The organism is Curtobacterium sp. APC 4022, from assembly GCF_030407555.1.
Classification (GTDB): domain Bacteria; phylum Actinomycetota; class Actinomycetes; order Actinomycetales; family Microbacteriaceae; genus Curtobacterium.
The window spans coordinates 1-19,746 of record NZ_JASDDD010000032.1; the positions used below are offsets into that span (position 1 = coordinate 1).

18 protein-coding genes are annotated in these 19,746 nt (G+C 71.3%); 7 read left to right on the forward strand and 11 right to left on the reverse strand.

Features of this window, described 5'->3' with window-relative positions:
* From QL987_RS10910 to aroA, 4 genes are all read right to left on the reverse strand, one after another.
* The coding region (locus QL987_RS10910) for an inositol monophosphatase family protein (RefSeq protein ID WP_290157692.1) at nucleotides 1-703 on the reverse strand (703 nt) is incomplete at its 3' end.
* A gap of 62 nt (nucleotides 704-765) precedes the next feature.
* Nucleotides 766-1,911, reverse strand: a complete 1,146-nt coding sequence (locus tag QL987_RS10915; RefSeq protein ID WP_290157694.1) for a hypothetical protein — start codon at nucleotides 1,909-1,911, stop codon at nucleotides 766-768.
* A gap of 51 nt (nucleotides 1,912-1,962) precedes the next feature.
* On the reverse strand, nucleotides 1,963-3,015 hold the full coding sequence (gene rsgA / locus QL987_RS10920) for a ribosome small subunit-dependent GTPase A (protein WP_290157695.1): 1,053 nt from the start codon (nucleotides 3,013-3,015) through the stop codon (nucleotides 1,963-1,965).
* On the reverse strand, nucleotides 3,012-4,382 hold the full coding sequence (gene aroA, locus QL987_RS10925) for a 3-phosphoshikimate 1-carboxyvinyltransferase (RefSeq protein ID WP_290157696.1): 1,371 nt from the start codon (nucleotides 4,380-4,382) through the stop codon (nucleotides 3,012-3,014). The genes rsgA and aroA overlap by 4 nt, the downstream gene beginning before the upstream one ends.
* A 152-nt stretch (nucleotides 4,383-4,534) precedes the next feature.
* Between aroA and QL987_RS10930 the strand changes: the two genes are divergently transcribed.
* From QL987_RS10930 to QL987_RS10940, 3 genes are all read left to right on the forward strand, one after another.
* Nucleotides 4,535-5,335, forward strand: a complete 801-nt coding sequence (locus QL987_RS10930) for a sigma-70 family RNA polymerase sigma factor (protein WP_111075624.1) — start codon at nucleotides 4,535-4,537, stop codon at nucleotides 5,333-5,335.
* Entirely contained in the window at nucleotides 5,332-5,574 is a 243-nt protein-coding gene (locus tag QL987_RS10935; RefSeq protein ID WP_111075549.1) for a zf-HC2 domain-containing protein, read from the forward strand. The genes QL987_RS10930 and QL987_RS10935 overlap by 4 nt, the downstream gene beginning before the upstream one ends.
* Nucleotides 5,575-5,636: 62 nt before the next feature.
* Nucleotides 5,637-6,074, forward strand: a complete 438-nt coding sequence (locus QL987_RS10940) for a GNAT family N-acetyltransferase (protein ID WP_221850102.1) — start codon at nucleotides 5,637-5,639, stop codon at nucleotides 6,072-6,074.
* 113 nt (nucleotides 6,075-6,187) lie between these two features.
* Here QL987_RS10940 and QL987_RS10945 read toward each other — a convergent pair whose 3' ends face one another.
* Nucleotides 6,188-10,018: a multifunctional oxoglutarate decarboxylase/oxoglutarate dehydrogenase thiamine pyrophosphate-binding subunit/dihydrolipoyllysine-residue succinyltransferase subunit gene (locus tag QL987_RS10945; RefSeq protein ID WP_290157698.1), complete on the reverse strand. Its 3,831-nt coding sequence runs from the start codon at nucleotides 10,016-10,018 to the stop codon at nucleotides 6,188-6,190.
* Nucleotides 10,019-10,208: 190 nt separating this feature from the next.
* On the opposite strand from QL987_RS10945, the gene QL987_RS10950 reads away from it, so the two are divergent.
* Nucleotides 10,209-11,648, forward strand: a complete 1,440-nt coding sequence (locus tag QL987_RS10950) for a GuaB1 family IMP dehydrogenase-related protein (protein ID WP_290157700.1) — start codon at nucleotides 10,209-10,211, stop codon at nucleotides 11,646-11,648.
* Nucleotides 11,649-11,731: 83 nt separating this feature from the next.
* Here the strand turns inward: QL987_RS10950 and QL987_RS10955 are convergent, their stop codons facing one another.
* From QL987_RS10955 to QL987_RS10965, 3 genes are all read right to left on the reverse strand, one after another.
* On the reverse strand, nucleotides 11,732-12,772 hold the full coding sequence (locus QL987_RS10955; protein WP_111075547.1) for a hemolysin family protein: 1,041 nt from the start codon (nucleotides 12,770-12,772) through the stop codon (nucleotides 11,732-11,734).
* Nucleotides 12,769-14,133: a hemolysin family protein gene (locus QL987_RS10960; RefSeq protein WP_290157731.1), complete on the reverse strand. Its 1,365-nt coding sequence runs from the start codon at nucleotides 14,131-14,133 to the stop codon at nucleotides 12,769-12,771. Before QL987_RS10960 ends, QL987_RS10955 begins: the two co-directional genes overlap by 4 nt.
* 191 nt (nucleotides 14,134-14,324) lie before the next feature.
* Nucleotides 14,325-14,945: an HAD family phosphatase gene (locus QL987_RS10965; protein WP_290157702.1), complete on the reverse strand. Its 621-nt coding sequence runs from the start codon at nucleotides 14,943-14,945 to the stop codon at nucleotides 14,325-14,327.
* A gap of 24 nt (nucleotides 14,946-14,969) precedes the next feature.
* On the opposite strand from QL987_RS10965, the gene QL987_RS10970 reads away from it, so the two are divergent.
* Nucleotides 14,970-15,818 (forward strand): ADP/ATP-dependent (S)-NAD(P)H-hydrate dehydratase, encoded by an 849-nt coding sequence (locus QL987_RS10970; protein ID WP_290157704.1) that lies wholly within the window; start codon nucleotides 14,970-14,972, stop codon nucleotides 15,816-15,818.
* Nucleotides 15,819-15,933: 115 nt separating this feature from the next.
* On the opposite strand, the gene QL987_RS10975 is transcribed toward QL987_RS10970, so the two are convergent.
* Nucleotides 15,934-16,674: a YceI family protein gene (locus QL987_RS10975; protein ID WP_290157705.1), complete on the reverse strand. Its 741-nt coding sequence runs from the start codon at nucleotides 16,672-16,674 to the stop codon at nucleotides 15,934-15,936.
* 67 nt (nucleotides 16,675-16,741) lie between these two features.
* Here QL987_RS10975 and QL987_RS10980 point away from each other — a divergent pair, with 67 nt between their 5' ends.
* Together QL987_RS10980 and QL987_RS10985 are read left to right on the forward strand one after the other, a co-directional pair.
* Nucleotides 16,742-18,007 carry a glycosyltransferase family 87 protein gene (locus tag QL987_RS10980; RefSeq protein WP_290157707.1) on the forward strand — a complete coding sequence of 422 codons (1,266 nt, stop codon included), beginning with the start codon at nucleotides 16,742-16,744 and terminating at the stop codon, nucleotides 18,005-18,007.
* A 72-nt stretch (nucleotides 18,008-18,079) separates the two neighbouring features.
* On the forward strand, nucleotides 18,080-18,388 hold the full coding sequence (locus QL987_RS10985; RefSeq protein WP_111075542.1) for a thiamine-binding protein: 309 nt from the start codon (nucleotides 18,080-18,082) through the stop codon (nucleotides 18,386-18,388).
* Between the two features lie 11 nt (nucleotides 18,389-18,399).
* Here the strand turns inward: QL987_RS10985 and QL987_RS10990 are convergent, their stop codons facing one another.
* Nucleotides 18,400-18,966, reverse strand: a complete 567-nt coding sequence (locus tag QL987_RS10990) for a hypothetical protein (protein WP_290157709.1) — start codon at nucleotides 18,964-18,966, stop codon at nucleotides 18,400-18,402.
* Between the two features lie 28 nt (nucleotides 18,967-18,994).
* The gene (locus QL987_RS10995) at nucleotides 18,995-19,399 is read right to left on the reverse strand and encodes a hypothetical protein (RefSeq protein WP_290157710.1); all 405 of its coding nucleotides are present in this window, start codon (nucleotides 19,397-19,399) and stop codon (nucleotides 18,995-18,997) included.
* Between the last annotated feature and the right edge of the window lie 347 nt (nucleotides 19,400-19,746).

The window sequence follows — 19,746 nt, forward strand, 5'->3', positions numbered from 1 at the left end:
CGCCGTCGAGCGAGGTGAAGCGTCCGCCGGCTTCCTCGACGATCGGCACCAGTGCGGCGATGTCCCACGGCTTGAGGTCCGGCTCGCCGGCGACGTCGAGGACCCCCTCGGCCACCATCATGTACGACCACATGTCGCCGTAGGCGCGCGTGCGCCACACCGTCCGGGACAGCGCGACCAGGGTGTCCAGGCGGTCGTCGTCGTCCCACTGCTGCAGCGAGTTGTAGCTGAGGCTGGCGTCCTCGAGCGTGCTGACGCCCGACACGTGCAGCGGCCCCTCGAGCGAGTGCGCGCCGAGGCCGGTGGCTGCCCACCAGCGCTTGCCGAGCGCCGGGGCGCTCACCACGCCGAGGACCGGACGGCCGTCGACCGCCAGTGCGATGAGGGTCGCCCACACCGGGACGCCTCGCAGGTAGTTCGCGGTGCCGTCGATCGGGTCGACGACCCACTGGCGGTGCCCCTCGCTCAGCGCGTCGGCGCCGGAGTCAGCGGTGGTCTCCTCGCCGAGGAACGCGTCGTCCGGGCGTTCCGCCGTCAGCCGCTCCCGCAGCGCCCGCTCGACGGCCTGGTCGGCGTCGGTGACCGCGGTGTGGTCGGCCTTCTGCGACACGTGCAGGTCGGCGGCGCGGAACCGGTCGAGGCTGATCGCGTCGGCGGTGTCGGCGAGGGAACGGGCGAAGTCCAGGTCGGCGCTGAGGTCCACGGGGGCCAGCGTACCGGGGGCGCGGGTGCTGGCGCGGGGTGGCGGCTGTCCGACTGCGGACCTCAGGCCGCCACGACCTCTTCCTCCTCGAGCAGCGTGACGGCGCGCTCGCGGGCGATCCGGGTCCGGCGGGCGACGAGTCCGTGCACGACGACGCAGAGCAGCAGCGCGGCGACCAGCCAGAGTGCCAGCACCAGACCGCTCCGGCCCAGCGAGGCGCCCGGGAAGTACTGCAGGTCCTGCGCGGCCTGCAGCCAGGCGGCGCCGCTCCAGAACGTGTTGAGGCCGGCGAAGAACCCGGGCTGGAACGCCGGCTGGAAGATGCCGCCCGAGGACGTGAAGTTGAGCATCACGAACAGCATCGTCAGCACCGGGGTGGTCCACCGGCCGATGAGCGGGTGCAGCCCGACACCGAGCGCGATGATGACCGCGTCGTAGAGCCAGGCGAACAGGAAGACGTGCCACTGGTGGGTGGTCAGCACGCCGTACACCGGTCCGGCGACGACGATGCCGATGCCCGCGACGACGCCCGCGGTGACGAGCCCGACGACGGCGGTCCACACCGGACGGAGGCGCGTGGCGAACGCGGCGACGGCGATCGCGGACGAGTACCCGCCGACGCTCAGGCCGACCAGCAGGAAGAACAGGCCCTGGCCGGTGGTGTCCTGGTCACCGGTGGGGACGACGTCGACGACGTGGAACGGCAGGTGCTGCTCGAAGGCGATCGGCACGAACACCTTCTGCGCGGCCGAGGCGGTGGTCTCGCTGGCGGCCGTCGAGACGTAGAGCGTCGCGGCCGAGTCGCTCGGGGCGTACACGGCAGCCAGGTCACGGTCGCGGACCTGCTGCTCGGCGGCCTCCGTGCTGCTCACGACGTGGGCGACGAGGGCGCCGTCGGACTGGTCGGTCACGGTCTGCGCGAACACCTGGGTGGCCGGGGTCGTGCCGACGATGCCGACGGGCAGGTCGTGCGGGGTCGGGGCGTGGAAGGCGCCGAGGTAGGCCAGCGTCATGCCGACCGCCAGGAAGAGCGGCACCAGGATGTGCGAGCCGAACGAGCGGAGCACCCCGGCGAGTCCCTGCGGGCGCAGCACGCCGGGGGCGCGGTGCGGCGGGCGCTGGGCGGCGTGGCCGTGGACGGCGGTCGGGCCGGGGGTGGAGGAGGACGACGCGCTCGGCGCGTAGTTGTACTTTGCAACTTCGGACACGAGGGGACAGCGTACGCCCGCCCGAGACCGAAGTCGAGTTGCCTGGCGGCGCTACGCCGTCCCGGGGTCCTCGGCGCCCATGCCCGTGAGCAGTGCCCGGAACGAGTCCAGCCGCTCCACACCCGTCGCCCCGAGCTCACCGTTCTGCACCCGGTCGACGATCTCCCAGTCGTGCGCCTGGTCGAGGGGGATGCCGTCGGGGGAGTCCTGCACGGTGACCGCGTGCGAGGCGAACGCCCGGAACACGTTCTCCGGCTGCACGTGCCCCAGCCCGAACGACCGGACGCCCGGGGTGTCGATGATCCAGCCGCCGTCCCGCACGCGCAGCGCGATCGAGGACGACGACGTGTGCCGCCCGCGCCCGGTCACCGAGTTCACGACGCCGATCGCCCGCGTCGACCCGGTCAGGGCGTTCACGAGCGTCGACTTGCCGACGCCGGAGTGCCCGACCGTCACGGTGACCTTGTCGTCCAGCAGGTCGTGCAGGGCCGCGAACGGGACGTCGTCCGAGCGGCTCGTCACGATGCGCAGGTCCAGGCAGGCGAAGTGCGCCAGGAACGGTGTCGGGTCGGCGAGGTCGGTCTTCGTGATGCAGAGGATCGGGTCGAGGCCCGCGTCGAACGCCGCCACCAGGTACCGGTCGATCAGACGCGTCCGGGGCTCCGGGTCGGCCGCGGCCACCACGATGAGCATCTGGTCGGCGTTGGCGACGATGACGCGCTCGACCTCGTCCGAGTCGTCGGCACTGCGTCGGAGCAACGAGGTGCGCTCGGCCACCCGGACGATGCGGGCCAGCGAGCCCTCGTCGCCCGAGACGTCACCGGCGAGCGACACGTGGTCCCCGGTCACGACGGACTTCCGGCCGAGTTCCCGTGCCTTCGTGGCGGTGACGACGTGCTCGCCGTCCTCGTCCGTCACGAGGACGCCGAACCGACCGCGGTCAACGTTCGTCACCCAGCCGGTCGGGGCCTCGTCGTACGTGGGGCGGGTCTTGGTGCGCGGCCGGTTGCCCTTCGGGTTCGGGCGCACGCGGACGCTGGACTCGTCGTACTGGCCGTACGGCTCGTCCTCGTCGCCGCCGTCGGTGTCGTCCCACCAGCTCATGCCGGGTCCCCCTCGGTGGTGTCGGCGTCCGTGCTCGTCGCGAGCAGGTCGGCCCACAGCTCGGGGAACTGCGGCAGCGTCTTCGCGGTCGAGCCGATGTCGTCGACGGCCACGCCCTCGGTCACCAGGCCGATGACGGCCCCGGCGGTGGCCATCCGGTGGTCCTCGTAGGCGGCCCAGTCGCCGCCGTGGAGCCGCGCTGGGTCGATCCGCAAGCCCTCGGGACGTTCCGTCACCGCGCCTCCCAGACCGTTGACGTCCGCCGCCAGCGCGGCCAGCCGGTCCGTCTCGTGGCCGCGCAGGTGCCCGATGCCGGAGACCTCGCTCGGGCCGTCGGCCAGGGCCGCGAGCGCGACGAGCGCGGGGGCGAGTTCGCCGCCGCGTGTCAGGTCCAGGTCCACCCCCGGGACGGAGGCTCCACCCCGGATCCCGACGCCGCCGTCGAACACCAGGTCGTCACCGTCGCGTGTCACGGTCGCGCCCCACAGCGGCAGGAGCGACTCGAGGTCGGCACCGACCTGCGTCGTCTCGGTCGGCCAGGTCCGGATCCGCACCGTCCCGCCGGCGACGAGGGCGGCGACCGCGAACGGGGCCGCGTTCGAGAGGTCCGGTTCGATCGTCACGTCGCGCGCTCGGATCGGCCCCGGGTGCACGACCCATTCGCCGACCGCGGGTTCGTCGACCTGCACGCCCCGGGCACGCAGGACCTCCACCGTCATCGCGATGTGCGGCAGGCTCGGCAGTCGCTCACCGGTGTGCCGGAGGTGCAGCCCCTCGGTGAAGCGCGGTGCGGAGAGCAGCAGGCCGGAGACGAACTGGGAGGACGCCGAGGCGTCGATGTCGAGCGTGCCGCCGCGGACCGAGCCGGTCCCGACGAAGCTGAAGGGCATCGCGCCGCCGCCGTCGTCGGTGACCTGCACGCCCAGGTCGACGAGTGCCTGGACGATCGCGGCCATCGGGCGCTTCCGTGCGTAGGGGTCGCCGTCGATCGTGACCGGTCCCTCGGCCAGGGCGGCGAGCGGCGGCAGGAAGCGCATCACGGTGCCTGCGAGCCCGCAGTCCACGCGGACGTCGCCGTGCATCGGACCGGGCGTCACCCGCAGGTCCGGTCCGTACGGGTTCGCCGGGTCCCCGGCGGCCGGCTCGACCTCGTCGATGCCGACGCCGAGCTGCCGGAGCGCGGCCGTCATCAGCGCGGAGTCGCGGGAGTGCAGCGGCAGGTGGATCGTCGACGGACCGTCGGCCAGGGCGGCGAGCACCAGCTCCCGGTTCGTCAGCGACTTCGAGCCCGGCAGGGCGACGTCGCCGGCCAGCGGGCCGCGCGCGACCGGTGCGGTCCAGGGGTGGGAATGCGTCGTGGCTGCCATCGGTTCACAACACTACTGAACCCATCGGGAGGAGCACGGTGATCGCACTCGCACCGTCACGAACGGCCGACACAGCACTGCTGCCTCGGGCCGTCACGACGCTCGCCGAGCCACAGGGCCCGGACACCACCGTCCGCCTAGACTGGCGGGCGATGACGACCGACGAACCGCAGCACGCACCGGACGACCTGGTCGACGAGACCGAGGACCAGCTCGACGCCGTCGAGGACGAGGACCTCGCCGGACTCGACGCCGACGCCGGACCGGAGCCCGTCGACGCGAAGACCGTGTCCGAGCACGAGCTGCGACGGCTGTTCGAGGACCAGGCACTGCCGTTCATGGACCAGCTGTACGGCGCCGCGATGCGGATGACCCGGAACCCGGCCGACGCCTCTGACCTGGTGCAGGAGACCTTCGTGAAGGCGTTCGCCGCCTTCCGGCAGTTCCGCCAGGGCACGAACCTCAAGGCGTGGCTCTACCGGATCCTCACGAACACGTTCATCAACACGTACCGCAAGAACCAGCGCAACCCGTACCAGGGCACCATCGACGAGCTCGAGGACTGGCAGCTGGGCGGCGCGGAGAGCGTCACGCAGTCGATCTCGGCGCGCTCCGCCGAGGCCGACGCCATCGACCACCTGCCGTCCTCCGCCGTGAAGGACGCGCTGCAGGCCATCCCGGAGGACTTCCGGATGGCCGTCTACTTCGCCGATGTCGAAGGGTTCTCGTACCAGGAGATCGCCGACATCATGAAGACCCCCGTGGGGACGGTCATGAGCCGCCTCCACCGTGGACGCCGGCTCTTGCGGGGGCTCCTGGCGGAACACGCACGAGAGACCGGCATCGTCCCGGACGCAGCGTCGACGGCGACGATGCGCGGACGAGGCCGAGGTGCAGGCACGCGGGCGGCCACGACGGCCGGCACCCGCACGACGCGGAAGGACGCACGATGAGCGGGTGCGACTGCTCGAAGGCGAAGGCGGAACTCGAGGAGTTCCTGCACGACGAGCTCCGACACGAGGACGCCGCGGACATCCGCGAGCACATGGACGGCTGCGAGGACTGCCTCACCGAACACCGCGTCGGTGTCGTCCTGATGGAGACCGTCAAGCGTGCCTGCCGCGAGACCGCGCCGGAGCAGCTCCGCGACGAGGTCCTCGCCCGACTGCGCGCGGTGCAGTCGACCCACTGACCGCGGCCCGGCCGGCCCGTCACACCGGCGGCCACGGCCCCGCGAACGGGTAGGGTGCGGACATGACCGACGCCGAGCCGATCAGCACCTGGACCGAACCCGACGTCGCCGCGGTGACCGACCTGGTGCGCCTCCTCGGCCACCAGGTCGAACCCGCCGCGATGCAGGCCCGACTCGACCGGCTCACCGCCGAGGCCGGCCACCGCACCTGGGTGGTCCGCGGTGATGACGGCCGACCGATCGCCGTCGCCGGCGCGCAGGTCACGTGGACCTACGCCAGCGACGAACCGACCGCGCAGCTGCTGCTGCTCGTCGTCGACCCGACGGCCAGGAGGAGCGGCACCGGTTCCGCGCTGCTCGGCACCTTCGAGACGTGGGCGGCCGAGCAGGGCGCCCGACGGCTGTCCGCCGTCAGTGCTGCGGCGACGGACAACGCGCACCGCTTCTACCAGCGTCGCGGATACCACGAGGCGGGCGTCCGGTACACCAGGTTGGTCTGATCTGTACGTTCCTCGCGAACGCTGTTGCATTCCTCGCGAACGTCGGAGCGCCTCGTGCGGGAGTCCAGCGGACTTCTGCACGAGGCGCTTCCTGGTCGGCTACACCGACGCGCTCAAGCGCTCAATGCCCGGTCGATGACGTCGGCGGCCTCCTGCGCACTGCGCTTCGAGGAACCGGTCGCCGGGGCCGCGCTCGCCGAGCGGGACGCGACGGACAGCGGGCGGCCGTCCAGGTGCGGCGAGAGGTTCATGCAGACGAACGGCCAGGCACCCTGGTTCTCGGGTTCCTCCTGCGCGAAGACGACCTCGGCCTCCGGGTAGCTCGCCAGGACCTCGAGGATCCGGTCGAGCGGCAGCGGCGCGAGCTGCTCGAGCCGGACGAGTGCGACGTCGTCGACGCCGCGCTTCTCCGCCTCGGTCCGCAGGTCGTGGTGGATCTTGCCCGAGTGCAGGACGACGCGACGCACCGAACCCCGGTCGACGCCCTTGGCTGCCAGACGGTCGTCGTCCAGGACCTCTTCGAAGGTGCCGGTCGTGAAGTCGTCGACCGCACTCGTCGCCTGCCGCAGGCGGAGCATCGCCTTCGGGGAGAACACGACGAGCGGCTTCTGCGGCTTCGCCCACGCCTGCCGACGGAGCAGGTGGAAGTAGGACGCCGGGGTCGACGGCCGTGCCACCACCATGTTGTCCTGCGCGCAGAGCTGCAGGTACCGCTCGATGCGGCCGGAGGAGTGGTCCGGTCCCTGACCCTCGTACCCGTGCGGCAGCAGGAGCACCAGGCCGGAGCGCTGGCCCCACTTCTGCTCGGCGGACGAGATGAACTCGTCGATCACGGTCTGGGCGCCGTTGGCGAAGTCACCGAACTGCGCTTCCCAGAGCACGAGCGCCTCGGGACGTTCGACCGAGTAGCCGTACTCGAACGCCATCGCCGCGTACTCGCTGAGCAGCGAGTCGTAGATGAAGAAGCGGGCCTGGTCCTCGGTGAGGTTCGCGAGCGGCAGCCACTCCTGGCCGTTCGTCCGGTCGTGGAACACCGCCTGGCGCTGCACGAACGTGCCACGTCGGGCGTCCTGGCCGGCGAGCCGGACGGGCTTGCCCTCGACCAGGACGGAACCGATCGCCATCAGCTCGGCCATCGCCCAGTCGACCCCACCGGCGCGGGTCATCTCGCGGCGCTTGGTCAGGAGCTGCTGCAGCTTCGGGTGGATCGAGAAGCCCGACGGCGGGTTGCCGTGCGCGTCGCCGATGAGTTCGACGAGCTCCTGCGAGATCGCGGTGTCGTGCACCTCGATCTCGGAGTCGTCGCGCTGGGCGGTCGGGCGCTCGAGCCCGTTCACCGCGCCGGAGTCGTCCACGGCGACGGTCGCCATGGTGCCGGTCTGCGCCTCGTGCGTCTCGGCGAACGCGCGCTCCAGGCGGTCCTGGAAGTCGCGGTGTGCGTCGTCGTACTCCTGCTGCGTGATGTCACCACGGCCGACGAGGGCCTCGGTGTACAGGGTGCGGACGGAACGCTTCGCCTCGATGAGGTTGTACATCAGCGGCTGGGTCATCGAGGGGTCGTCGCCCTCGTTGTGGCCGCGTCGGCGGTAGCAGACCAGGTCGATGACGACGTCGCGGTGGAACTCCTCGCGGTACGCGAACGCCAGGTCGGCGACGCGCGCCACGGCCTCCGGGTCGTCGCCGTTCACGTGGAAGACCGGCGCCTGGATCGTCTTGGCGACGTCGGTCGAGTAGACCGACGTGCGCGCGGACTCCGGCGGGGTGGTGAAGCCGACCTGGTTGTTGATGACCAGGTGCACGGTGCCACCGGTGCGGTAGCCACGCAGCTGCGACATCTGCAGGGTCTCGACGACCACGCCCTGGCCGGCCATCGCGGCGTCACCGTGCACGAGCACCGGCAGCGTGCCGAACGTGCCGGCGGGCTTCCGGTCCTGCTTGGCACGGACGATGCCCTCGAGCACGCCGTCGACGGCTTCGAGGTGCGACGGGTTCGCCGCGATCGTCACCGGGATGCGGGAGCCGTCCGAGGCGCGGAACACGCCCTCGGTGCCGACGTGGTACTTGACGTCGCCGGAGCCCTGCCCGGACACCGTGCCGGGGAGCTGGGTGCCCTCGAACTCCCGGAAGATCTGCCCGTAGGTCTTGCCGGCGATGTTCGTCAGGACGTTGAGGCGACCGCGGTGCGCCATGCCGATCGCGACCTCGTCGAGGCCGGCGACCGAGGCGTGCTGGATCAGGGTGTCGAGGAACGCGATGGTCGACTCGCCGCCCTCGAGCGAGAAGCGCTTCTGTCCGACGTACTTGGTCTGCAGGAAGGTCTCGAACGCCTCGGCCTCGTTGAGCTTGCCGAGGACCCGCAGCTGCTCGTCCTTCGACGGCTTCGAGTAGGGGACCTCGATGTGCTCCTGCACCCAACGACGCTGCTCCGGGTCCTGGATGTGCATGTACTCGATGCCGACCGTCCGGCAGTAGGCGTCCCGGAGGATGCCGAGCACGTCACGGAGCGGTGCGGTCGTGGTGCCGGCGAGGCCACCGGTCACGAACTCCCGGTCGAGGTCCCAGAACGTCAGCCCGTGGCGCTCGATCTCGAGGTCGGGGTGCGTGCGCTGCCGGTACTCGAGCGGGTCGATGTCGGCCATCAGGTGCCCGCGGACGCGGTAGCTGTTGATGAGCTCCTGCACGCGTGCGGTCTTGTTCACCCGGTGGGCCAGGTCGACGTTGATGTCGTTCGCCCACTGGATCGGCTTGTACGGGATCCGGAGTGCCGCGAAGATGTCGTCGTAGAAGCCGTGCTGCCCGATGAGCCGCTCGTGCACCTGCTTGAGGAACTCGCCCGATCCGGCGCCCTGGATGACGCGGTGGTCGTAGGTGCTCGTCAGCGTGATGGTCTTGCCGACGCCGAGCTCGACGAGGGTCTTCGGCGCCGAACCCTGGAACTGCGCCGGGTACTCGAGCGCACCGGCGCCGATGATGCAGCCCTGGCCCCGGGTCAGGCGCGGGACCGAGTGCACGGTGCCGATGCCGCCCGGGTTCGTGAGGGAGATCGTCGTGCCCTGGAAGTCCGACGGGGTCAGCTTGTTGTCCCGCGCGCGCTTGACGACGTCCTCGTACACGGAGAGGAACTGCCCGAACGTCAGGGTCTCGGCGCGCTTGATGCTCGGGACCAGCAGGGAACGCGTGCCGTCCTTCTTCGGGACGTCGATCGCGATGCCGAGGTTGACGTGCGCGGGGGTGACCAGGAACGGCTTGCCGTCGCGCTCCTCGTAGGAGACGTTCTGGCTGGGGAAGTCCTTGAGCGTCTGGACCATGGCCCAGCCGATCAGGTGGGTGAAGGAGATCTTGCCGCCGCGGGCCCGGCGCAGGTGGTTGTTGATGACGATCCGGTTGTCGATCATCAGCTTCGCCGGGATCGTCCGGACGCTGGTGGCGGTCGGGACGGTGAGCGACGCGTCCATGTTCGACGCCAGGGTCTTCGCCATGCCACGGAGCGGGGTGGCGACGTCCTCGTGGGTCTCTTCGTGCTCGTCGGCGGAGTCGTTCGCCTCGGCCGGGATCGGCTGCGGCGACGGCTGCCGCGAGGTGGTGCGGGCCTGGAGCGGCGTCTTCGTCTCTCCGGTGGCGGGCTGCTGCGTGGAGGACGGACCGGCGACGGCGGCGGGCTGCTCGGCGGGGGCGGCCTGGGCAGCGGCGGCCTGGGCGGGAGCGGCGGTTGCGGAGTCGGCCGCGGCGGACGGGGCGGCGTCCGTGCTGCTCGGCTGCTCCATACTGCTGGGCTGTTGCGCACTGGTGGGTTGGGCCCGGTGGTAGCTCTCGAGGACCGGCCACCAGGACTCGTCGACGCTGCTCTTGTCGGCGAGGAACTGCTCGTAGAGCTCGTCCACCAGCCACTCGTTCGCGCCGAATTCGCCCGCGGTCTCGTCAGTTCCGGTCAGATGGCTCGACACAGCCGATCGCCCACTCTCCGTCGATTGATGCTCGTGTGTGTCGTGCAGGGCAACCCTGTCCCGCACGCCGTCAACCCTAGCCGCTCCTCCGTGGCCGTGAGGTGGGAGACGGCGGGTGAGTCGGGCCTCCCGGGCGGGTCTCGGTGCCGCTCCCCGGCGGCCCTCCGCGCGCCGCCGTACAGTGGCCGTCATGAGGTTCTACGAGACGCGGCCGACCCACGACCTGACCTACTCCGACGTCTTCCTCATCCCCAGCCGGTCGAGCGTGACGAGCCGTTTCGACGTGGACCTGTCCACGAACGACGGCACCGGTGCGACGATCCCGATCGTCAGCGCCAACATGAACTCGGTGACGGGTCCGCGGCTCGCGGCGACCCTCGCCCGTCGTGGCGGGCTCGGCGTGCTGCCGCAGGACATGCACCTGCAGGACCTCGACGCCGCGATCCGCTGGGTGAAGGCGCAGCCGGTCGACTTCGACTCCGCGATCGACCTGGGTGCCGACGCCACCGTCGCCGAGGCGCTCGAGCAGCTGCTGCCCGTCGAGGGTCGCGGTGTGGTGGTGCGCGACGAGACGGGGGAGTACCTCGGCTGCGTGCCCGCGACCCGGCTCGCCACCGCCGGTGCCGACGCGGTCCTCGGCGACCTGCTGCACGGCGCGACGACCGCGATCGACGCCGAGGACGCCGGGTCCTCCCGCCACGTGTACGACGTGCTCACCGCGGCCGGGGTCGACTTCGCGCCGGTGATGCGGCACGGCAAGGTCGTCGGCACCGTCAGCCCGACGAGCGCCATCCGGTCCGACATCTACCGTCCGGCCGTCGACGCCTCCGGCCGCCTGCGGGTCGCCGCGGCCGTCGGCATCAACGGCGACGTCGCCGCGAAGGCCGCGGCCCTCGCCGACGCGGGCGTCGACGTCCTGGTCCTCGACACCGCGCACGGCCACCAGGAGGGCATGATCCGCGCGCTCCGTGCGGTGTCCGCCCTCGACCTCGGCATCCCGCTCGTCGCCGGCAACGTCGTCACCGCCGACGCCGTCGCCCACCTGGTCGCCGCGGGCGCGTCGATCATCAAGGTCGGTGTCGGGCCGGGCGCGATGTGCACCACCCGCATGATGACCGCCGTCGGGCGTCCGCAGTTCTCCGCCGTGCTCGAGACCGCCGCCGCGGCCCGCTCGCTCGGTGCGCACGTGTGGGCCGACGGCGGGGTCCGCTACCCGCGTGACGTCGCTCTGGCGCTGGCCGCGGGTGCGTCGGCCGTGATGATCGGCTCGTGGTTCGCCGGCACGCTCGAGGCGCCGGGCGTGCTCCGCCGTGACGACACCGGACGGGCGTACAAGGAGAGCTGGGGGATGGCGTCCGCCAAGGCGGTGCGGGAGCGCTTCGAGCGGCTCGACCCGTACGAGCGGGCCCGCAAGGCGCTCTTCGCCGAGGGGATCTCGTCGTCGACGATCTACCTGGACCCGGGGCGCCCGAGCGTCGAGGACCTGCTCGACATGATCACGACGGGTCTCCGCAGCTCCGCCACGTACGCGGGCGCGCAGTCGCTGACCGAGTTCGCGGACCGTGCCCTGGTCGGCATCCAGTCCGCCGCCGGCTACGAGGAGGGCAAGCCCCTCCCCGTCAGCTGGTAGCTGGTAGCTCGTAGCCGACCACGGACAGACGGGAGGCTCCCCACCAGCTGGTGGGGAGCCTCCCGTCCGTCGTCCTGGTGCGTCTACCGGCGTCGGGTCGAGTCCTCGACGGTGCCGATGAGCTCCTCGAGGATGTCCTCGAGGAACAGCACGCCCGTCGTCCGACCGTCCGCGTCGAAGGCCCGCGCCACGTGGCGTCCCGCCCCGCGCATGGTGGCGAGGGCGTCCTCCAGGTCCATCTCCGTGTAGAGCGAGATGAGCTGGCGGATGCGCTTCGGCGGTACCGGGTCGTCGAACTCGTCCGGACGCAGGTCGATGACGTCCTTGACGTGCACGTACCCGGTCGGGTCACCCGCGTCGTCGACCAGGACGTAGCGCGAGAAGCCGCGCTGGGCGACGGCACGCTCGACGTCGGCGGGCGTGGCGTCCTCGTGCAGGGTGACGAGTCCGGACATCGGCACGGCGACGTCCTTGACCTTCTTCTCGGTGAACTCGAACGCCATCCGGAGCGTGCCGGAGTCGTCGGCCAGGGTGCCCTCGCGTCGGGACTGCTCGACGATCGTCTGCACCTCTTCCACGGTGTAGGCGCTGACGGCCTCGTCCTTCGGCTCGACCTTGAACAGGCGCAGCACGCCGTTCGCGACCTCGTTGAGCCCGACGACGACCCAGTGCAGGCCGTGACCGATGTACCAGAGCGTCGGCACGAGCAGCAGCGCCGCCCGGTCCGGCATCGAGAACGAGATGTTCTTCGGCACCATCTCGCCGAACACGACGTGCAGGAACGACACGAGCAGCAGCGTGAAGACGAACGCCACGATGCCGATCACCTCGGCGCTCCAGCCGGTCAGGTGCAGCGGGACCTCGAGCAGGTGGTGGATCGCCGGCTCGGAGACGTTGAGGATGAGCAGCGAGCAGACGGTGATGCCGAGCTGCGTGGTCGCGAGCATCCGGGTGGCGTGCTCCATCGCCCACAGGGTCATCTGCGCGGCCCGGGAGCCCTGCTCGGCACGCGGTTCGATCTGCGAGCGGCGGGCCGAGATGACCGCGAACTCCGCCGCGACGAAGAAGGCGTTGCCGCCGAGCAGCACGAAGAGCCAGAAGATGCCCCACCAGTCGGAACTCATCGGGTGGCCTCCTGGTCCGTCGTGGTGGTGCGCGCGGCGGTGCGTCGGTCGGCGCCGGCACTGCTGCCGAGGGTGTCCTCGCCGACCGGGTTCGGCGTGTACCGGATCCGGTCGATGCGTCGGCCGTCCAGCCGCTCGATGCGGAAGACGCCGGAGTCGATCGCGACCTCGTCACCGACCTGGGGCAGGCGGCCGAGCTCCTGCATGAGGAACCCGCCGACGGTCTCGTAGGGGCCGTCCTCGGGCACGGTGACGCTCGCGCGGTCCTCGAGCTCGTCGGGGCGCAGCAGCCCCGGGAAGGTCAGCCAACCGCGGCTCCGGACGACGTCGATGCGTGCCCGGTCGTGCTCGTCGGACACCTCGCCGACGATCTCCTCGACCAGGTCCTCGAGCGTCACGACGCCGGCGGTCCCGCCGTACTCGTCGACGACGATGACCATCTGGTAGCCACGGCCGCGGACCTCGGTGAGCAGGGTGTCGCCGGGCATGGTCTCCGGCACACGCTCGGCGTCGGTCATCAGGGCGCCGACCGGCACCTCGGCACGCTTCTCGCGCGGCACCGAGACGGCCTGCTTGACGTGCACGAGTCCGACGACGTCGTCCGCGTCCTCCTCGATGACGGGGAAGCGGCTGAAGCCGGTCTTGCGGGCCAGGGCGATGACCGCCTCGGCGCTGTCGGACACGCGGATGGTCGACAGACGCGGGCGGGGGGTCATCACGTCGCTGGCACTGAGCTCGGAGAAGGACAGCGTGCGCTGGAGCAGCGTGGCGGTGTCCTGTTCGAGTGAGCCCTCGGAGGCGGACCGGCGGAGCAGCGAGGTGAGCTCCTCGGCGCTGCGGGCACCCGAGAGCTCTTCCTGCGGCTCGATGCCGATCCCGCGGAGGATGGCGTTCGCGGTGCCGTTGAGCAGGGCGACGGCGGGCTTGAACACCGTCGTGAAGCCGACCTGCAGCGGCACGACCAGACGGGCGGTCTGCAGCGGCAGCGCCAGCGCGAAGTTCTTCGGCACGAGTTCACCGAGGATCATCGACAGCAGGGTCGCGATGACGAGCGCCACGATCGAGCCGACGGTCTCGACGACGCCCTCGGCGAGGTTCATCGCGAGGAACGGCGCTTCGAGCAGCTTCGCGATCGACGGTTCGAGCAGGTAGCCGGTGAGCAGCGTCGTCAGCGTGATGCCGAGCTGGGCGCTGGAGAGGTGCGTCGAGGTGACCTTGAGCGCACCGATGACCGGGCCGAGGCCGGTCTCGCCGCGGTCACGGCGGGCTTCGACGTCGGCGCGGTCGAGGTTGACGAGCGCGAACTCGGACGCCACGAAGACGCCGGTGCCGAGCGTCAGCAGGATGCCGCCGATCAGCATGACGATGTCGACGGGGCTCACGAGGCGCACCTCGGAGTCGGGCAGCTCACTGTGTGAGCGGCGGGCATGTGATGGTCAGCACTAGGAGGGTCGTCCACAATGCCTCGATCGTACCGGGCGCTCCCTCGGAGGAAGCGAGAGGACGTCAGGAGCCGACCCGTGCCTCCCGTCAGACGGCGGTCCGACAGCCGTCAGACGGCCGCTGCGAGCTCCTCGAGCGACCGACGCAGCGCCGCGGCCGACGTGAAGTGCACGCCGATGGCACCGACCGCATCGGCACCGGCCGCGTTCTCGGCCCGGTTGTCGACGAACACCATCGCGCCCGGCTCGATGCCGAGGCGCGCGCAGGTCTCGTGGTAGATCGCCGCGTCGGGCTTGAGGACGTGCTCCTCCGCGCTCACCACGACCGTCTCGAACAGCGAGCCCATCGGGGAGCGACGGTACGGGTCGCCGAAGTCGAAGCCCGCGTTCGAGAGCAGCGCCACCCGGGTGCCGTTGTCGTGCAGCTCCTCGACCAGGGCCAGGACCTCCGGGTCGACCTCGAACCAGCCGGTGAAGTCGAGCGCCCACAGTCGGTGGATCTCGGTCACCGACCAGGACTGCCCGGTGCGTTCGGCGATCGCGCGCCAGTACGCGAGCACCGTCAAGTCGCCGCGGTCCAGGTCGTGCCGGAGCTCCTGGTACACCGGGAACAGCGTGTCGGCGTCGAGCCCGGTCGCCTCGAGCAGTGCGGCACGGGCGGCGTGCGGGGTCCGGCTGATCACCTCGCCGTAGTCGAAGACGACGACACGACCAGGCAGGGACAGGCTCATGCCCGTCACCGTACCGTGGGCACGATGAACGACTTCGTCTCCGTCCGACCCGCCGACGCCGCCCGCTGGATCACCGTCCCGACCGGCGACACCTCGAAGTACCGACGCGGGGTCCTCGGCGTCGCCACCGGGTCCGCGCAGTACCCGGGCGCCGCGGTGATGGGCGTCGACGCCGCCGTCCACACCGGGCTCGGCATGGTCCGCTACGTCGGGCCCGGCCGTGCCACGGACTTCGTGCTCGCCCGACGGCCGGAGATCGTCGCCGGCGTCGGCCGTGTCCAGGCGTGGCTGGTCGGCTCGGGGATCTCGGCGGACTCCCTCGACGCGCTCGACGAGACGACGCGCGCCGGTTTCACACACGCGTCCGACGACGGGGTGCCGGTCGTGGTCGACGCGGGGGCGATCCCGCTCGTCGACCTCGGGCCGCTCGCGGTGCTCACGCCACACGCCGGCGAGCTGGCGTCGCTGCTCGGCGTGTCCCGCGACGAGGTCGAGGGCGACCCGCGCGGCTCGGCACTCCGCGCCGCCGAACGGACCGGGAGCGTCGTGCTCCTCAAGGGCGCCGACACGCACGTCGTCACGCCCGACGGCGGGGTGCGGTTGGTCGCGTCCTCGGCGACGCCGTGGCTCGCGGCAGCGGGTGCGGGGGACGTCCTCGGTGGAGTCCTCGGCGCACTCGTCGCCGCGCGCGCCGGCACGTCCGAGGTCGGACCGGAGGAACTGGCCCACCTGGCAGCGGCCGCGGCGGTCGTGCACGGGGTCGCGGCCCGTCGGGCCTCGCGGGGCGGGCCGTTCCCGATGACGACGCTCATCGAGCAGCTGCCCGGGATGGTGCGGGACCTCGCGGTGCGGGGTGACGCGGACGCGGACTGACGCCAGCGGGCGTCTGCCTGCTGGCCTGTCGGCGTGCTGACGGGAGGCGCGGGGCGGGCCGTTGGGGAGCCTCCCGTCCGTCAGTCGGTCGTGCCGCGACCCGCCCGGACGCCGGTCAGGACGACGGCGTGGCGTGCACCAGGAACTCGACCGACCCGGCGTCGTCGACCTTGACGAAGCCGAGGTTCGGCGCCTGCACCGAGTAGTCCGAGAACGTGATCGGGACCGTGCCGGAGACGTCGACGCCGTCCCCGTTCAGCCCGACCTGCAGCGTCGCGGTGACCGGCTTCGTGACGCCGTGCAGTTCGAGGGTCCCGGTCGCCTGCACCGTCGTCGTGCCGCTGCCCGTCGGGACGGCGTCGGAGACCGGCTGGGTGAGCGTGAACGTCGCCGTGGGGAACGCTTGCGTGTCGAGCGCCGAGTCACGGAAGTACGAGTCGCGCTGCGCCGAGTCCGTCGCGATGTCCCCGACCTGCACCGTGATCGTCGCCGCGCTGATCGTCGTGCCGTCGACGGTCGCCGACCCGGTGACCTCCGACGTGCGGCCGGTGACGGTGACGTCCGAGCCGTTGAGGACCTCGTGCACGCGGTAGCCGGCCTCGGAACCCGTGCCGACCGTCCACGGGCCGGAGAGGTCCGCCGCGTCGAGCGTCGACGGGGCGCGGCTGGCGGCGACCGTCGGCGTGGCCGAGGCCTTGGCGTTCTCGCTCGACGTGTAGGCGCGGGTGCCGATCGCGACGGCGACGACGGCGACCACCGCCACCACGACGAGGACGACGAGCACGATGACGAGACGACGCCGAGGACGAGGGGCCGGAGCGTCGGGTGTCTTCTGCGGGTTCGGTGCGGAGGTCACCCGGAGACGGTGACACGTCACTCTCGGGAACGGCTGAGGATCGGCGACCGGTCGGTACGCTCGTCCGGTGCGCAGGAACCCGTGGCCCGAGATCGTCGTCTTCGGGGTGGTGTTCGTCGCGGTGCACCTGGTGCTCTGGTACCTGACGCTCGTCGTGCCGAACCAGCCGATCGGTGACGTCACCATCACCTACCGGCGGTGGATCGAGTCCGGGCAGTCGTCGCACTTCTGGGTCGGCATCGACTCGCCCTGGGTCTACCCGATCCTGGCGATCGTCCCGATGGCGGCCGCGGCCCTCGGCGGCACCGCGTCGATCGGTACCGGGTGGCTGCTGCTCATGGTGCTGCTGAACGCCGTCGCGGCCGCGGTGCTCTGGCGCTTCCGGGCGTTCGGCGTCCGGGTCGTCTGGTGGTGGCTGGTGTTCCTGCTGGCCCTCGGTCCGATCGGCCTCGGCCGGATCGACACCGTCGCCACCGCCGTGGCCCTGGTCGGGTTGGCCTTCGTCGCCGCACGACCGGGCATCGCCGCGGCCGTGTTCACCGTCGCCGCCTGGGTCAAGGTCTGGCCGGCCGCCCTGGTCGGCGTGCTGTTCGTCCTCCGTCGCGGGCGACGCGGCGAGGTCGTCGCCGGGGCCCTCACCGTCACCGCGCTCGTCGTCCTGGTCGACGTGCTCTTCGGCGGCGCCGCCCACCTGCTCTCGTTCATCGGCGAACAGACCGGCCGCGGGCTGCAGATCGAGTCACCCCTCGCCACGCCGTTCCTCTGGGCCGCCGCCGCCCACGTCCCCGGCGCGGCGGTCTTCTACGACCACGAGATCCTGACCTTCGAGGTGTCCGGTGCCGGCACCACCGTCGCCGCCGCACTGTCCACCCCGCTGATGGCGGCCGTCGTGGTCGTCGGCGTCGTCCTCGCCCTGCTCGCCGTCCGGACCGGGGCCCGCCGCACCCAGGTCGCCCCGGTGCTGGCGCTGCTGTTCGTCGCCGCCCTCATCGCGACGAACAAGGTCGGGTCGCCGCAGTACATCGGGTGGTTCGCCGTGCCGGTCGTCTGGGGGCTCGTCGCCGGACGGGGGAGCGCCTGGCGGTTCCTGCCCGTCGCGGCCGCGATGCTGCCGATGGCGTTCCTCACGCAGCTCGTGTACCCGGGCTACTACGACCAGGTGCTCGCCGTGCAGCCGTGGATCCTCGTCGTCCTGTCGGTGCGGAACGCCCTCGAGGTCGCGGTGCTGGTGTGGGCGGTCGTGGTGCTCGTCCGGATCTGGCGACAGGGGATCGCACCACGGGCCTCCCGTCCGGCCGACGACCCGACGCACGCGGACCCCGTCGCACGATGAGGTCGTCGCGCGCTGAGGCCGTCGCGGGATGAGGTCGTCGCGCGCAGGCGCGCAGCGGGGCAGGATGGAGGCATGATCGTCGCCTTCTCCATCGCCCCGTCCGGCGGCCCCGCCGCAACCGAGGACGGCTCCGTCCACGACGCCGTCGCCGCAGCCGTGCGGGTCGTCCGCGAGTCCGGCCTGCCGAACCGCACCTCGTCGATGTTCACCGAGCTCGAGGGGGAGTGGGACGAGGTCTTCGCCGTGGTCAAGGCCGCGACCGAGGCCGTCGCACCGTTCGGTACCCGGGTCTCGCTCGTGCTCAAGGCCGACATCCGGCCCGGGCACACGGGGGAGCTCGACGGCAAGCTCGAGCGGCTCGAAGCGGCGCTCGGGGACTGAACGACGACCGGTCAGCGACTTCCCGACGGATCGCGTGTGAAGACGTCGTCCGGGCGGGGCGCATCGAGCGGCTGTGTCTTGGCGAAGAGGTAGTCGGGCTTCGGCTTGTCGATGGACCCCGTGTAGAAGCCGAGGGAGAAGGACTTGCCGAAGAAGCTGTCTGCATTGCGGTATGCCGTGCTGAAACTGAGGCCGTCGCTGTCGAGCCACACGGTGCCCTGCTCTTCGTCCGGTATCGACCACGTCCCGGCGGCAGAGACCGTGTCGGGGTCCGAGCGGCACGCGTCGATCTCTCGTCCTCCAGTCGACCGGCCGCACACGAGCACGGCCGGGAAGTCAAGTGCCTCGAACGTCCCGTCGGGAGACAAGACCAACGACGACGAGCCGCCATCAGCGCTCCTCGTCCAGGTCCCGATGTACTGATCGCGGAGGTTGCTTCCTCCGTCCCTCTGATCAGCGGTTCCCGAAGTGCAGGCAGCGAGCAACACCGAGATCGCAGCGATGGCGACGATCGCCATCGGTCGCATCCGGATCCCCATTCCACTGTTTCCTTCCTTCCACGTGAACTCCTCGGTCACACGCGACGCTGGGCTGTCCTCGCCAGCCTCACGTCCGGCGGAACACGTAGTCGGGTCGTGGCGCCTCCACTGATCGCACGGAGAAGCCGAGTTCGTCGCCGTCGCGGATCGCCCTGCGCACGAGGAAGTCGTCGTACTCCAGCCAGAGTTCGCGTGGGTTCCCGTCCGCCAGCCGCCATGTTCCGGCGAAACTCACCGAAGGGCTGCCGTCTCCGCAGCCGGGAGGGCTTCCGGCGGCGATCTCGAGCCGACAGGCGAGTGCTCGCGGCAGGTCTTCTGCGGTGTACGTGTGGTCCGCTGCGATGGTGAAGCGCGCTGACGATGACCCGTTCTCGGCCTGTATCTGCCAGGAGCCCACGGAGTCCTCCGGGGCGGGCTGCAATCGTGCGGTGCAGCCGGTCAGGGACCCGATGAGTGACGGGAACAGCGCCACCCACGCCGCTCGACGCCGGTTCACCATTGCACTTCAGCGGCGGAGCCGTCCGTGCGGTCGAGCGATGCGGATGCCGACAGGTCTGTTGATGCAGTCACCGTTGTGTTCCCCCATGGAAAGCGGCGTGTTCCCCTGAACGTAACGCAGCCGTGACGACATCGTGCCCCGAGGACCGATCCGTGACGGTGAGGAACGGCCCGCCGTGCGCCGGATGTGCACTCATCCGACACGCCGCCGACGTTCCGACGATGTCGGCGGTCGGGTGTGTGCTGGGTCCATCAGCCGGTGCACGAGCACCGGCACCCACGACGGAAGGAGCCCGCTCATGATGCACGACGGATGGTGCC